Annotated in this window: 15 protein-coding genes and 1 tRNA gene; 2 read left to right on the plus strand and 14 right to left on the minus strand. The window is 37.6% G+C overall.

Going from position 1 to position 15,000, the window contains the following annotated elements; translation table 11 throughout:
- Positions 1-15 precede the first annotated feature (15 nt).
- The 3 genes from Q2U82_RS01895 to radC are packed head-to-tail and all read right to left on the minus strand — an operon-like array spanning position 16 to position 2,692.
- Complete coding sequence (locus Q2U82_RS01895) at positions 16-705, minus strand: YjjG family noncanonical pyrimidine nucleotidase (protein ID WP_410006050.1); 690 nt, start codon at positions 703-705, stop codon at positions 16-18.
- Complete coding sequence (locus Q2U82_RS01900) at positions 695-1,990, minus strand: DUF7033 domain-containing protein (protein WP_410006051.1); 1,296 nt, start codon at positions 1,988-1,990, stop codon at positions 695-697. The genes Q2U82_RS01895 and Q2U82_RS01900 overlap by 11 nt, the downstream gene beginning before the upstream one ends.
- A gap of 6 nt (positions 1,991-1,996) precedes the next feature.
- Entirely contained in the window at positions 1,997-2,692 is a 696-nt protein-coding gene (gene radC, locus Q2U82_RS01905; protein WP_410006052.1) for a RadC family protein, read from the minus strand.
- A gap of 125 nt (positions 2,693-2,817) precedes the next feature.
- Between radC and Q2U82_RS01910 the strand changes: the two genes are divergently transcribed.
- Positions 2,818-3,264 carry a DUF1569 domain-containing protein gene (locus Q2U82_RS01910; RefSeq protein ID WP_410006053.1) on the plus strand — a complete coding sequence of 149 codons (447 nt, stop codon included), beginning with the start codon at positions 2,818-2,820 and terminating at the stop codon, positions 3,262-3,264.
- Between the two features lie 27 nt (positions 3,265-3,291).
- On the opposite strand, the gene Q2U82_RS01915 is transcribed toward Q2U82_RS01910, so the two are convergent.
- Positions 3,292-3,657: an STAS/SEC14 domain-containing protein gene (locus Q2U82_RS01915; protein WP_410006054.1), complete on the minus strand. Its 366-nt coding sequence runs from the start codon at positions 3,655-3,657 to the stop codon at positions 3,292-3,294.
- Between the two features lie 57 nt (positions 3,658-3,714).
- Between Q2U82_RS01915 and Q2U82_RS01920 the strand changes: the two genes are divergently transcribed.
- On the plus strand, positions 3,715-3,906 hold the full coding sequence (locus Q2U82_RS01920) for a hypothetical protein (protein ID WP_410006055.1): 192 nt from the start codon (positions 3,715-3,717) through the stop codon (positions 3,904-3,906).
- On the opposite strand, the gene Q2U82_RS01925 is transcribed toward Q2U82_RS01920, so the two are convergent.
- From Q2U82_RS01925 to mraY, 10 genes are all read right to left on the minus strand, one after another.
- A tRNA-Arg gene (locus tag Q2U82_RS01925) sits at positions 3,904-3,977 on the minus strand. The two genes, Q2U82_RS01920 and Q2U82_RS01925, sit on opposite strands and share 3 nt — an antisense overlap.
- 10 nt (positions 3,978-3,987) lie before the next feature.
- Complete coding sequence (locus Q2U82_RS01930; RefSeq protein WP_410006056.1) at positions 3,988-4,437, minus strand: GatB/YqeY domain-containing protein; 450 nt, start codon at positions 4,435-4,437, stop codon at positions 3,988-3,990.
- Positions 4,438-4,588: 151 nt separating this feature from the next.
- Positions 4,589-6,562 carry a cell division protein FtsZ gene (ftsZ, locus tag Q2U82_RS01935; protein ID WP_410006057.1) on the minus strand — a complete coding sequence of 658 codons (1,974 nt, stop codon included), beginning with the start codon at positions 6,560-6,562 and terminating at the stop codon, positions 4,589-4,591.
- A 39-nt stretch (positions 6,563-6,601) separates the two neighbouring features.
- Entirely contained in the window at positions 6,602-7,978 is a 1,377-nt protein-coding gene (gene ftsA, locus Q2U82_RS01940) for a cell division protein FtsA (RefSeq protein WP_410006058.1), read from the minus strand.
- Between the two features lie 4 nt (positions 7,979-7,982).
- Positions 7,983-8,699, minus strand: coding sequence for a cell division protein FtsQ/DivIB (locus tag Q2U82_RS01945; RefSeq protein ID WP_410006059.1), 717 nt, complete (start codon positions 8,697-8,699; stop codon positions 7,983-7,985).
- A complete protein-coding gene (gene murC / locus Q2U82_RS01950) occupies positions 8,689-10,044 on the minus strand; it encodes a UDP-N-acetylmuramate--L-alanine ligase (protein WP_410006060.1) in 1,356 nt (451 codons plus the stop codon). Before murC ends, Q2U82_RS01945 begins: the two co-directional genes overlap by 11 nt.
- Positions 10,045-10,125: 81 nt before the next feature.
- Positions 10,126-11,220, minus strand: a complete 1,095-nt coding sequence (murG, locus tag Q2U82_RS01955; RefSeq protein WP_410006061.1) for an undecaprenyldiphospho-muramoylpentapeptide beta-N-acetylglucosaminyltransferase — start codon at positions 11,218-11,220, stop codon at positions 10,126-10,128.
- Positions 11,217-12,407, minus strand: coding sequence for an FtsW/RodA/SpoVE family cell cycle protein (locus Q2U82_RS01960; protein ID WP_410006062.1), 1,191 nt, complete (start codon positions 12,405-12,407; stop codon positions 11,217-11,219). The genes murG and Q2U82_RS01960 overlap by 4 nt, the downstream gene beginning before the upstream one ends.
- Positions 12,408-12,426: 19 nt before the next feature.
- Positions 12,427-13,764: a UDP-N-acetylmuramoyl-L-alanine--D-glutamate ligase gene (murD, locus tag Q2U82_RS01965; RefSeq protein ID WP_410006063.1), complete on the minus strand. Its 1,338-nt coding sequence runs from the start codon at positions 13,762-13,764 to the stop codon at positions 12,427-12,429.
- A 1-nt stretch (position 13,765) separates the two neighbouring features.
- Positions 13,766-14,998 (minus strand): phospho-N-acetylmuramoyl-pentapeptide-transferase, encoded by a 1,233-nt coding sequence (mraY, locus tag Q2U82_RS01970; protein ID WP_410006064.1) that lies wholly within the window; start codon positions 14,996-14,998, stop codon positions 13,766-13,768.
- Positions 14,999-15,000: the final 2 nt, after the last annotated feature.

Raw genomic sequence — 15,000 nt, forward strand, 5'->3', positions numbered from 1 at the left:
GCTATGGAAATATTACTACAAATGATTTTTAATTTCCAAAAGCTCATTAACAGCGAAATAGGATTTCGACACATCTTCCTTTCTGTAATTAAAAAACAGCGTATGCATTCCAGCATTTTTTGCACCCATGATGTCTGCTTCCAAACTATCGCCAATCATTATACTCTTTTGTGGTATGGCAGAAGCTTTTTTAAGGGCGATTTCAAATATAACAGGATTGGGCTTCTTTAACCCTACCTCTTCCGAAGTAGTAATCGTGTTAAAATATTTTTTTATGCCGCTATTATGAAGTTTTAAATACTGAACTTCCTCAAAACCGTTGGTTATAATATGAAGTTTATATTTTTCGGAAAGATATTCTAGGATTTCTACAGTGCCAATAAAAAGGTGGTTATCTACAGGTAATTCTTCTATATAACAAACAGCAAGTACATCAATGGTTTCAATAGGGAATTTTAGTTTAAAAATATCAAAAGTTTCGGTCAACCTGCCTCTTCGGAGTTCTTCTTTAGTAACACGCTCTTCTCTGTATTTTTTCCAATAAACTAAATTAATGGGTTCATATTCCTTTAAAAAATCGGTTAGCGGCAAGTCTATTTTGTGTTTTTTGAATACTCTTTCAAAAGCCAAGCCTGAATTTCGGTCAAAATCCCAAAGGGTGTGGTCTAAATCAAAAAAAACATCCGTTATTTCGTTATTGTGCATATTCCTGTAGTTTTTCTGAAAAAATACTTCGCCATACTTTATTGTTTTCGGTAGAAGAGAAATCTTTGTTGGAAAAAATCATAGTAAAAGTTCCGTTTACATTTTCCACTGCTTTAATGGTATTATTGACTGTTTTTTCGATATCTGAGGCGTATTTTTTTTGAAATGCCAACGTAGTCATCGCTGAAGGATGGATAATTAAAGGAGTTTTTATTTCATAATCCAAATCATAAAAAAGAAAGGGCGTGCAAGTTCCAGCGCGGAAGCCAACAGTATCACGAAAAACCATTGTAAAATCACGCTTTACCTCCAGTTCCACCAAATGACGATATATATCAGGAAGGTTCACCAAAAACTCAGAATTCATAGCGCTGGTGAGTGAACGATTGGTTATTTCTTGCATCCGGCGTTTTTCGCTTTTCAGCATTTCATAATCTTTTAATGAATTGAATGAAAAGATAAGCCCCACATCTTTGTAATCTGAAACAAATTTTATCAGCATTTTGAACTTCTGCCGATGGGTGTTCATACTCTCATTGAATGATAGCGAATTTCCCAAAAGAAAGAAAACAGTAAGGTTGAAATCACTTCGTGTGGCCTTATTTACAATCCATTTGAAAGTATCCAACGGGTCGCGTTTTATACCCAAAACCACTTGGGTGCGTTCAATCATATTTCGAAATTTTCCGTGAAAAAAACCATTTACATATCCCACAACAGTTCTAAATATTCCTTTCTGCTTATATGCATAGGGCTGAGCTGCTTCAATTACAGGATGGACAATAAGTTTTTTTGGAGGAAAAATCAATTCAGGAAATGCATCCAGGAGTTTATCCTTAAATAGATACGCCCAAATATCCACTATAGGCTGATGAAGAAATCCTTCTTTATGCGCCAAACTTTCCGAGGCCATAAAGCGTCCCACCTCATCTTTCACATGTGGAAGATATTCTTCGTAGCGGGTAATCATATAAAAACTGGCGGAAAAAATATCAAAAGGAAGTCCACTACTGTTTGAAACCGAAAAAAAACCGAATGTATCTCCCCATTTTTTTACAGAAAAATCAATTGATTCCAAACCTTGTTGCTCCAAAAGCCCATAACTTTGAAAAAAAAGTTCGTTGCCCAATGGTTTTTTTCCATAGGAAATTTTTGGGCCAAGGTGGGCTATAAATTCTTCAATTACTGAAGTAAAAACAACATCAACTCCTAGAATACGCAAACAAATATGCTTAAAAATATAGGAAATACGGGGGGTAAGTTTTTGGGTGTAAATTAACAGCATATCGGGTTACAGCATATTTTCATCGGCAAAGCTAAAGTACGCTTTTTCGGTAATTATAAGATGATCCAGCACTTTTATGTCCAAACTATCGCCTGCGGTTTTCAGTTTTTTTGTTAGCTGAATGTCTGCTTGGCTGGGCTTCAAAGTGCCCGAAGGATGGTTGTGTGCCAAAATAATACCTACTGCCCCAAGCTGCAACGCTTCTTTAAATGCCAACCGAACATCTACCACCGTTCCAGTTATCCCGCCTTTACTGAGTTGCGCACTTTTAATAATTTTGTTTGAGTTGTTTAAATAAAGAATCCAAAATTCCTCGTGTGGAAGTTCACCAATAATGGGCTGCACAAATTCAAAAACTGAGTTGCTGGAAGTTATTTTTTTTCGTTCCAATGCTTCACCCGTTCTTCTCCTTCGGCCCAATTCCATCGCAGCGGCAATACTTATTGCCTTGGCCTCTCCTATACCTTTAAATTCCATTAATTCGGGAATGGAAAGTCTTCCCAATTCACTCAAATTATTATCTGCCGAAGCCAAAATGCGCTGGCTTAAAGAAACGGCGCTTTCGTTTCGACTGCCAGAACCAATTAGTATAGCTATTAGTTCTGCATCACTCAGCGCAGTTCGGCCTTTAAGCAACAGTTTTTCGCGTGGTCGGTCGTCTTCGTTCCAGTTCTTTATGGAAAAAGAAGCGTTTTCTTCCATATTCTAAGCTTTTCACTAAAGATAATAACGAATGTTTAAACCACATAAAGATTTGAAAACAATCTTCTTAAATGGAATATTTCATAATTTATTGAATAAATTTATTCTTTCAACATAAATCTTTAATGATGAAATCACTTTTTGATGCCGAAACTTTTTCCGAAACAAAAAATAGATTGGACAAACTTTCTGATAATTCTGAAAAACAATGGGGCAAAATGACCGTAGGACAAATGTTACACCATTGTCAGGGTCCTTTTAATATTATGCTGGAAAAAAATGATTATGGCATGAAGCCTAATTTTTTGGCTAAGTTATTTTTCAAAAAAATGCTTTATAACGACAGCCCGTTCCGAAAGAATTTGCCCACGGCAAAATTTTTAAAGGAATCTGAACCCAGAGATTTTAATATTGAAAAAAAGAAGCTCACAGTTTTATTAGATGAGTTTGGCAGTAAAAGAGAGCGTGAAGAATGGAATCCCCACCCTGGCTTTGGCTATTTTACAAAACAGCAATGGGGCCAGATGCAGTATAAACATTTGGACCATCATTTAAAGCAATTTGGCGTTTAAAAAAGGAACAATTGGAAAATCTTTATATTAACCTTCCTGATTTTTTAACCACTCCAAAGCCTCTTGGCGCTCATCCAGCTCAAAACCTTTCGTTTTCATACCCGGAATGATTGCTCCGAAGGCCTCAATGGATTTTTCAAGCCATTCCTTGTCGGTAACAATAGCAACACTCTTTATGTCTCGCCAATAATGGAGCCCTGTTTTAAAATCTGCCCACATCGCTTTGGCAGTATAATTCAACTCATCTATCTCAACAAAAAACTTAATGGTGCCATGCTCCATTTTGTGTTTCTCCAATAGCGGATTAAGTTGGTCGTAATCTTCTTTTGTAGTTTTTCCAGAAATCACAATTCCTAAAATATCTTTGGGAATTCCGTTAATAAGAGTGAACATAATTTGTGTGTTTAATTTAACTTTTTTGAGAATTAAAGTTAAAAATTGTAGTGCACCATGGCTATTAAAGATGTATTAATTAACACATTTTTAATGGTGAAAAAGTTTCTTGAGCAAGTTCAAAATTATCGTAATTCACCAATGGGATTACCTGCGGTGATCCCTCGAAGCGAAGCTTTGAAAATAGAAAAGGCAAATTTAATTTTGAGCGATCTCAATTTTAAATTTGCCTTCTCTATTTATTCGTGACCGCGGAGGGATTCAAACCCCCAACCCTCAGAGCCGAAATCTGATGCGCTATTCAGTTGCGCCACGCGGCCTTTATTATTTTTATGACAATCTAGACTTTACTACTGTCGAAATGGTTTTGCCGTCAGCTTTTCCTGCAAGCTTTGCACTTGCCAAGCCCATTACCTTTCCCATATCTGCCATAGATGACGCTCCTGTTTCTGCAATTATTGCATCCACAATTTTGCTTACTTCTTCTTCGCTTAATTGTTGTGGCAAAAACTGTTCAATCACTTTTGCTTGAATCAATTCAGGTTCAGCAAGGTCTGGGCGGTTTTGCTCTTTGTAAATTGCAGCGCTATCCTTTCGTTGTTTAACTTGTTTTTGAAGTAATTTTAGTTCTTCATCTTCTGTTAGGGCTGCTTTTGAACCTGTTTCCGTCTGTGCTAAAAGCAATGCGGACTTTACGGCGCGCAAGGCTTCCAAAGACTGTGTGTCTTTCTCTTTCATTGCGGTTTTCATCGCCTCCATTACCTTTTCCTGTAAGCTCATTTCTTTATTTTTTTATAGAGTGCGAAGATACTCAATAAACCGGTAATGCGAAATAGTAAAATTTAGATTTATGCCATTCAAAATTTTACATTAAAAAAACCCGAACTCATTACTGAAATTCGGGCTCCTGCTTTAAGTGAAAAAATATCACTTAGTCTACATTATCGTGTAAAAATGAATTGTTTTTTCGCAATTCAATCTCGTCATCATTTGTGTTTACAGAGGTTCTTGAAATGTTGGGTTCGTTCTTTGTTTCGTTAAGATCAATACCCATACGCTTGTAAGCCGGCTGTTTTTCAATCTCATCGACACGGGAAGGGCTGTTTTTGAATTTATAATTGAACTCCTTCATCTTTCTTTTGCGCTCTTCCGTGCGTTCACTCAATATTTTTGATATTGGCGAATTGAGCGGATCTTCATCTTCTTGCGTATCTATTTCATTTTTATCGGGCTCTGAAACCGTTCTTTTTTCAAAAACAATTTCTTCATCCTCTATTTCTTCTGCAACTATTTTTGAGGGTTTTGCACTGTTCAGTCTATTTTCAACTTCTTGATAATCGTCCAAACTATAGCGCTTGATTCCTTCACCTGAAACTTCGGTAACAGGAATAACCTCAATGTGATCTTGAACTTCTATTTCGTCCAAATCAAAGAAAACCGCATCTTCTTTTTGTTCCTTTTCTGCAGATTTTTTTGAAGTAGAATTTATAGGGAGATCAAACATTAATATTTGCTCATCATTATCTTCAGAAATTGTTTCTTGTTTGATTAATTCCTCTTCTTCTTTTTTGGGTGCTTCAAGAATTACAAATTCATTTACGTTTATCTTGTTTACTGCTACCTGATTGAATTCCTCAATATCATTAACCACAACTTCCTCGTAAGAAACATTAAGGTTTTTTAACAACTCCGAAGTTTTGATGTAACCGTCAAATGGTAGCTTTTCTTCAATTTCAGCATCATCAAACAATGTATGTTTTACCACTGATGCTTGAGTTTTTGGTTGGGTTGACAAAGGTTTTTCAGGCAATTTTACAGTAGTAGCTGTTGCTTTTGGGCTAAGATCATGCTCCGCCTTTTGCTCGTCTTCCAACGTATGGATTATCTTTTTTGTTTCCGTATTTACTATTTCGTTTTGTTGCTCAACGTTGAAACCCGTTGCAATCACAGTAATAGAAATAGAACCTTCTAAGCTTTCCTCTTCGCCTACACCCATAATAATGTTTGCGCTGTGGCCAGCCTCATCCTGAATGTGGTCACTAATTTCGCCTATCTCATCAATAGTGATTTCATCCGAGCCAGAAACGATAAGCAGCAACACATTTTTGGCGCCTTTTATTTTGTTATCGTTCAGCAATGGCGAATCCAAAGCTCTGCCAATTGCTTCTTTTGCCCTATTGGCACCAGAGGCAGTTGCGCTTCCCATAATGGCGGTTCCGCTATTAGCAAGCACCGTTTTAGCGTCACGAAGGTCAATGTTTTGGGTGTAGTGGTGTGTAATTACTTCGGCTATACCACGAGCAGCGGTGGCCAAAACTTCATCAGCTTTTGAAAACCCGGCTTTAAAACCTAAGTTTCCATAAACTTCACGTAATTTATTATTGTTGATAACAACCAATGAATCTACATTTTGGCGCAGTTTTTCAACCCCAATATGCGCTTGGTCATTTCTGGTTTTTCCTTCAAACTGGAAAGGAATAGTAACGATGCCAACGGTAAGAATATCCATATCCTTAGCCATTTTTGCAATAATTGGTGCCGCGCCAGTTCCGGTACCACCACCCATTCCGGCAGTGATGAAAATCATTTTGGTATTGGTGGTGAGCATACTGCGAATTTCTTCCATGCTTTCCACAGCAGACTGTTCGCCAACTTTAGGGTTTGCACCTGCCCCCAAACCTTCCGTGAGTGAAACTCCCAACTGTATTTTGTTTGGCACTGGACTGTTTTCCAATGCTTGTGAATCTGTATTACAAATTACAAAATCTACTCCCTTTATGCCCTGACTGAACATATGGTTAATGGCGTTACTCCCTCCGCCGCCAACGCCAATCACCTTAATTACGTTGGATTGGTTTTTCGGCAGATCGAATGAAATGTTGTCAAATTCTGTTTTGCTGCTCATATTTTTTTTATTTGTGGTCCTTTTCTTTTTCAATTTTTATTATTCGGCATTGTCCAAAAATTCCTTGAACTTTTCCGCCCATTTATCAAAAAAACGTTTTGATATTTTGGATTCTTTTTCTTTGCTTTTTCCTTCTTTTTTTCCAGTTTCCTCTTCTTCTTTCAGCTCAGTTTCAGTTTGTGTAGCGTCTGATTTTCCTTCATTCTCTTGTGTAATTTCTTCCTGTGAAAAACGTTTCATCAACGAAGATTTTTCCTTACTTTCCAAACTGTTCAAAACCAAACCTACCGCAGTGGCATACATAGGGCTGGTAGTTTCGGCATCACTATCGCCCGCTAAATGCTCGTTGGGATAGCCAATGCGTGTGTCCATTCCTGTAATGTATTCCACAAGTTGCTTTATATGTTGAAGCTGTGCGCCGCCGCCAGTGAGTACAATTCCAGCAATAAGTTTCTTTTTCGGATCTTCGTGCCCGTAATTTTTGATTTCCATATACACCTGCTCGATGATTTCGATAACACGTGCATGGATTATTTTTGAAAGGTTTTTTAAACTGATTTCCTTTGGTTCTCTTCCTCTTAAGCCTGGAATTGAAACGATTTCATTATCCTTATTTTCTCCGGGCCAAGCGGAGCCAAATTTTATTTTTAGCAATTCAGCCTGCTTTTCTATGATAGAGCAACCTTCTTTTATGTCTTCCGTAATTACATTTCCACCGAAAGGAATTACTGCTGTATGGCGAATAATTCCATCTTTGAAAATAGCCAAATCCGTAGTTCCACCTCCAATATCAATAAGCGCAACACCTGCTTCTTTTTCCTCTTGGCTCAAAACAGCTTTTGCAGAAGCCAAAGGCTCTAAAGTAATTGCTGAAAGTTCAAGACCTGCACTTTTTATACATCTTCCCACATTCCTGATGGAAGAAACTTGCCCAACAACCACGTGAAAATTCGCTTCCAAGCGTGCACCATACATTCCAATAGGCTCTTTTATTTCAGCCTGTCCATCAACTTTGAAATCCTGTGGCAAAACGTGTAATATTTCTTCCCCAGGAAGCATCACCAATTTGTGAACTTGGTTGCAAAGTCTATCTATATCTTCTTCCCTAATAACATCTTCGCCATTGGGACGCGTAATATAATCACTGTGTTGAAGGCTTCGGATGTGCTGTCCTGCAATGCCCACAACTACCTCTTTTATCTTCAATCCAGAAGACGTTTCAGCATCCTGAACAGCTTGCTGAATGGACTGAATGGTTTGGGTAATGTTATTAACGACACCACGGTGCACACCAAGACTTTTGGCTTTTCCAATTCCCAATACTTCCATTTTGCCATAATCATTTTTCCTACCAATCATAGCAACTATTTTGGTAGTTCCAATATCTAAGCCTACAGCAATATTCTCGTTTTCCATCTTCTTACTTTTTTGTGGCAACAACCTGACTTTCAAATTTCAGATTCACCTTATTGTAACCATACAGTGTACTGTCTTGTTTTGTTTTTTTGTAAAATGCTTTAAAATTTTGAAACTTTTTATCAATGTTTTCAGGTTGTCCAAAAAGCACTTTAAAATTGACCTTCCGTAGCTCTAATTCTATATCACCATCTGCTTTTCGGTTTAAACCCACCACGCTGCTTTTCATAAATTCATCGCTTTCAATTTTAAGCAGCAGAGGTGTAACTTCATTAAAATTATTTTTTGAAATTCCCGTAATTATTGGTACTCTTGCCGAGTACACATCAGACAACGGCATCTTTTTTCCGTCTGCATCTAAGTAATAATCTGGCGAACTAGACACCCTGCCCACTGGCTTGCGTTGTTCTATTTTTGCTCCTAATGTACCGTCAACCGACACATAGACCTGAGCATCACGAACCATAGGGTTTTCAAGCAGTCTTTGCTCCATCTTCTTCAAAACTAAAGTTTCTTTACCTATGCTCGTAACCTTGTCATGATTTTGTATCAACAATTTATTAACTGTATTGTGGGTAATAAAAGGGCTGTTTTCATCAACAAACACAACGTCTAGTTTTGTGATTTTTCTAGCATCATTTCGCTTTTTCGTGAAGCTGAAAAGGAAGGCCATCAATCCTAGAAGAAATATAAATTTTATGATTTCAATACTACGCTTCATTTTTTAATTTTTGAGTTAACTTATTTACCTCAGCGCCAATGTCACCGGCACCTACAAGCAGTTTTATTCGACATTTCGATTTCAATAATACTTCTGGCAAAGCTGATTTGAATACCACTCTTTTTTGATCTACATTTATCTGATTTAAAAGCCATTCTGATGTAATTCCTTCAATAGGCTCTTCTCTAGCAGGATAAATATCCAGCAACACAACTTCATCAAACTGTGAAAGACTTTTTGCAAAACCTTCCGCAAAATCGCGCGTTCTGCTGAAAAGATGCGGCTGAAAAACAATCTGTTTATGATCATTTGGATACATTTCATCCACTGCTTGAAATAAAGCATCTATTTCTGTGGGATGATGGGCATAATCATCTATCAAAACTAATTTTTCAGATTTGATTTTATACGAAAAACGACGCTTCACGCCTTTAAAAGTTGCCAATGCTTTGGGCAGACAATCGGTTGGGGAGCCTGCTAAAATTGCCATGCCCAAAGCCATTATGGCATTTGTAAGATTATGTCTTCCAGGAAGATTGAAGGTTAGGTTCTCTAAAGTTCCATTTGGGGTTTTTAAGTTGAAAAGGTATGCGCCATCTTTAACTTTCACGTTCTGCGCTTCATAATCTGATGGTTCTTCAACGGCAACGGTCATTCCATCCAAAGGAAGGTCCCTTTTTATAAAAATATTTTCATCTTTTTCAACCAATTGCGCAAAGGTTCGAAAAGCGTTTTCTATTTCCGTAGCATCTCCATAAATATCTAAATGGTCCGCATCCATTGAAGTTACGCAAGCAATATCTGGACGTAGCTGAAGAAAGGAACGGTCAAACTCATCTGCCTCAACTACAGTTATTTCACTGCCTTTATAGATAAAATTGGAATTATAATTTTCTGCAATTCCACCCAAAAATGCTGTTACGGGCATATTGCATTCTGCCAATAAATGTCCCAAAATTGCTGAAGTTGTTGTTTTACCATGCGTTCCAGCAACTGCAAGACAAAGTGTGTTTTTTGAAACTTCACCCAAAAGTTCGGCGCGTTTCACAATATTAAATTCTTCGGTAAAGAAATAGTTTAAAATCTTGTTGTTCTTTGGAATTGCTGGCGTATATACCACCAAAACGTTTTCTTTTGAAATTACTTCTTTTTGAATTTCAGAAATTTCATCAATGAAAGTCACCGGAATTCCTTCGGCGACCAATTCTTCAGTTAAATCTGTTGAAGTTTTATCATACCCAAAAACAGCTTTCCCCTGCATTTTGAAATAACGCGCAAGCGCACTCATCCCTATGCCGCCGATGCCGACGAAGTAGAAAGTTTGTATGTCTTTTAGGTTATTCAAAATTTAATGTTTCAAGTTTAATTTTAGTCGATGGGTTGATGAGTTTAGAAGTTTAGCCCCTAAACTCATCGACTTCTCAACTCATCGACTTTTTTCTAATAATTTCTCAATCTCTTCAACTATATCTTTTGTGGCATTTGGCTTTGCCAATTTTTTTATGTTTTCCGAAAGAGTTTTCTGTTTTTCTTCGGACGCAATCAATTCTGAAAATTCATTTTCAAAGCTGGAATCCAAATCGTTTTCTTTAATCAACAACGCAGCATTTTTTTCAGAAATTGCTTTTGCATTTTTTGTTTGGTGATCTTCGGCAACATTTGGTGATGGAATGAAAACCACAGGTTTTCCGACCAAACACAATTCTGAAACCGAAAGCGCGCCAGCTCTTGAAATAATGAAATCTGCCGCAGCATACGCCAAATCCATGCGGTTTAAAAAAGCATGGACTTGTACTGTTTCACTTCCCTTATTCTTATAGGTTTCTTCGTAATATTTCCCGCATTGCCAGATTAGTTGTAAATCGTTCTTTTCAAAAAACGGCAATGACTTTTCTATTAATTGGTTGATGCGTCGTGCTCCCAAACTTCCACCCAAAACCAATAATGTTTTCTTTTCTTTTTTTAAATTGAAGAATGCAATTGCCTCTTCTTTTTTTGAAGAAATCTCCAGTAAATCCTGCCTAACAGGATTTCCTGTAAGTTTTAATTTTTTCGACGGAAAGAATTTCTCCATCCCTTCATAAGCCACACATATTTTTTGGACTTTTCCGCTCAACCATTTGTTTGTGATTCCCGCATGGCTATTTTGTTCCTGAATTAAACAAGGAATGCTTCGTAATGCCGCCATTCGCAATAACGGAGCACTCGCATAACCGCCTGTGCCTATTGCAACATCGGGTTTAAATTCTTTTAATATTTGTAAAGATTTCCGCAAACTGGAAACAAGTTTTAAGGGAAAAGCCAAATTTTGAAGGGATAAACTTCGTTGCAAACCAGAAATCCAAAGACCTTTTATTTTATAGCCCGCTTGCGGCACTTTCTCCATTTCCATTCTATCTTCTGCGCCAACAAACAAAAATTCAGCATCGGGGAAACGGTTTTTTAACTCGTTCGCAATGGCAACCGCCGGGTAAATATGACCTCCGGTGCCGCCGCCGCTTATGATGAATTTGTGTTTCAAATTGCTTCGCTTAAAATATCCAATGGGTTTTCTTCCTTCTCTTCTTTTACAGGGACTTCTCTTTTTGCACTTACACTTAAAATCATTCCCAAGGCCAAACACGTCATCCAAATAGAGGTTCCGCCACTACTTATCAATGGAAGGTTTTGTCCTGTTACGGGGAATAATTCTACCGCAACTGCCATATTTATCAGCGCCCTAAAAATTATAGGCATCCCTACGCCTATGACCAATAATTTTCCAAAAACAGAGGTTGATTTATGCGCCACAACCACAATTCTGAAAAGCAAAAACAGGTATAAAACCATTAAAAATAGTCCACCAATAAGGCCAAATTCCTCAACAATTATGGCATAAATAAAATCTGAGGACGACTGTGGCAAAAAGTTTTTCTGAACACTCTTTCCAGGCCCTAAACCAGTTACACCACCAGAGGCGATGGCTATTTTCGCTTTTTCAATTTGATAGTCGGCTTCGGTATCTTTATTATCACTGAAGTTTTCAACTCTACTAATCCAAGTATCAACACGGTTTGGGAAAACACCGGGAAATGCTTTTGCCGAAATAACAAAAAGTGTAAGGAAAATTAATCCAGCTCCAAGTATAATTCCCAAATATCTCAATGGATAACCTCCAATAAAAACAAGCATCACAATCATTACAAAAAAGATTGCGGTGGTGGAAAAATTTGCGGGCAGAATCAATGCCAGCACCACGAAAACGGGCACCCAAAGAGGTAAGATTGTTTCTTTAAAAGTAACAGTCTTGTCCTTTATTCTTGAAAGATAACGCGCCACATAGGTCATCAGAACAACACCCGCCAAAGTGGAAGTTTGAAAAGTTACCCCAACAAATGGCACACGAATCCACCGACTGGCGTTTGCACCTTCAATAGTGGTTCCTTCGGCCATTGTAATGATTAAAAGTAGAATTATAACAGGAACCGCAATAATAGAAAGCCCTCGAAAATAATTGTACGGAATTTTATGTACACCATACAAAATAGCAATCCCCAATACCAGGTGCGCAAAATGCCTTAATAGATACGGAAGTGTACTTCCATCTCCATACAGATAAGCTAGATTACTGCTTGCGCTGTAAACCGGCAAAAAGGAGAAAAGTGCCAAAAGGCCTGCTATTCCCCATATTGCTCTATCGCCTTGTATGTATTGAAAAATGTTTTTCACTTTTCTGGTTTATAGTTTATTATAAATTTCTAACTGCTTCCTTAAACTGTCTTCCTCGGTCTTCGTAGTTTTCAAATAAATCGAAACTTGCGCAGGCGGGAGAAAGCAGAACAGTGTTGTTGCGCTCGGCCAATTTATAAGCAACCTGCACAGCCATCGCCATAGAATCGGTCTCAATTATTGTATCTACAACGTTTCCGAAAGCACTAATTATTTTTTCATTATCAACTCCTAAACAGATTATTGCTTTCACTTTTTCGTTCACTAACGGCAAAAGCTCTGTGTAATCGTTTCCTTTATCAACACCGCCAACAATCCAAACGGTTGGATTTTCCATACTATCAAGCGCAAAAAATGTTGCGTTTACATTTGTGGCTTTGGAATCGTTTATATACATCACATTGTTGATTTTCAAAACTTTTTCAAGTCGATGTTCCACCCCTTGAAAACCTTCCAGGCTTTCACGGATGGTTTGTTTTCTAATTCTCAATAATGTGGCCACCGTTGAAGCTGCCATTGCGTTTTTTACATTGTGTTCCCCTTGAATTCCTATTGTTGCGATTGGCATAGTAAATTGATTGTTATCTATTGTTATTATTATTTCGTTGTTTCTTTTGAATGCTCCCTGTTTCAATTCTTTTTTATTTGAAAAAGGCAACGGCTGCGATTTTATTGGGTTTTGCGAAAGCCATTTGATTATTTCAGCATCGTCTGCGTCATAGATGAAATAATCCTGAGACGTTTGGTTCATCGTTATCCTGAATTTTGAAGCGATATAATTTTCATATTTATAATCATATCTGTCCAAATGGTCCGGACTCAAATTGGTCAAAACTGCAATGTGCGGCGCAAAGGTTTCAATTCCGTCAAGCTGAAAACTGCTTAGCTCAAGTACAAAATTTTCATACTTTTCCTCGGAAACCTGTTCTGCGAAACTCTTCCCGATATTTCCGCCCAAAGCCACATTCAATCCGCCATTTTTCAGCAATTCATAGGTCAAGCTTGCCGTTGTGGTTTTTCCGTTGCTTCCAGTGATTCCTACGATTGTTGCTTTCGTGAATTTTGCAGCGAACTCAATTTCAGAAATAACCTTCACTCCTTTTTCGTGCAACTTTTTAATGATTGGCGCCTTATCGGGAATTCCCGGGCTTTTCATCACTATAGCTGCGGAAAGGATTTTCTCTTCGGAATGACCTTCCTCTTCCCATTCAATCCCATTATTTATAAGAACTTCTTTGTACTTTTCCTTTATTTTTCCGAAGTCTGAAACGAATACTTCAAACCCTTTCTCTAGTCCTAAAATGGCTGTTCCTACTCCACTTTCGCCACCACCTAAAATCACCAGCCGTTGTTTCACTTTATCTAATTTTTAGTGTAACAATTGTAATTATTGCCAAAAAAATCCCCACAATCCAAAATCGTGTTACAATTTTACTTTCGTGAAAACCTTTAATTTGGTAGTGATGATGTAATGGCGACATTCTGAAAATGCGTCTTCCCTCACCAAATTTCTTTTTTGTGTATTTGAACCAACTTACCTGCAAAACCACTGAAAGATTTTCCATCAGAAATATTCCGCAAAGGATCGGTATCAACAATTCTTTTCGAACGGCAATTGCTATTACTGCTATAATTCCGCCAATAGTTAAGCTACCCGTATCTCCCATAAATACTTGTGCGGGATAAGTATTGTACCATAAAAACCCAATAAGCGCCCCAACAAATGCAGTGATGAAAATGGTCATTTCTCCCGTATTTGGGATGTACATAATATTTAGATAATCCGCAAAAACAACATTGCCCGAAACCCAAGCGAATAATGCCAAGGTGAGCCCTATAATTGCCGATGTTCCTGCGGCAAGTCCATCAATACCATCAGTGAGATTGGCACCATTTGAAACCGCTGTAATTATAAAAATCACGATTGGAATAAATATTAACCATACATAACTCTTATAATTTTCGCCAGCCCAGCTAATTAATTTGGAATAATTGAATTCATTTTCCTTTACAAAAGGAATGGTTGTTAGCATCGCCTTGTCCTTTACATAAAACTCATTGGTTGGTCCTTTTGCGATTATTTCCGTTTCTGTTCCAGGATTTTCAATGTTGTGCTGCACCACAATATCTGGATGTAAATACATCGTTGCTCCTACGAAAATGCCCAAGCCAACCTGTCCAATTATTTTAAATTTTCCCGGTAAACCTTGTTTGTCGTTTTTAAATTTTTTGATGTAATCGTCAATAAAACCAATTGCCCCCATCCAAAGGGTAGTTACGATCAGAAGTATTACATATATATTTTCAAGCTTTGCGAAAAGTAAAACAGGAATTAAAGTGGCAAGAATTATTATGATTCCACCCATAGTTGGTGTTCCGGCTTTTTCGTTTTGACCATCCAGACCAAGATCGCGTATGGATTCGCCAACTTGTTTCTTCTGGAGATATTTGATTATTTTTTTACCATAAACAGTGGCTATAAATAATGAAAGTATAACAGCCAAAATAGCCCGAAACGTAATGAAGTTGAACAACCCAGCACCAGGCATATCATATGTTTTATCTAAATATTCAAAGAGATAATACAGCATTG

This window comes from Aequorivita nionensis (genome assembly GCF_046352995.1).
In the GTDB taxonomy this organism is placed as follows: domain Bacteria; phylum Bacteroidota; class Bacteroidia; order Flavobacteriales; family Flavobacteriaceae; genus Aequorivita; species Aequorivita nionensis.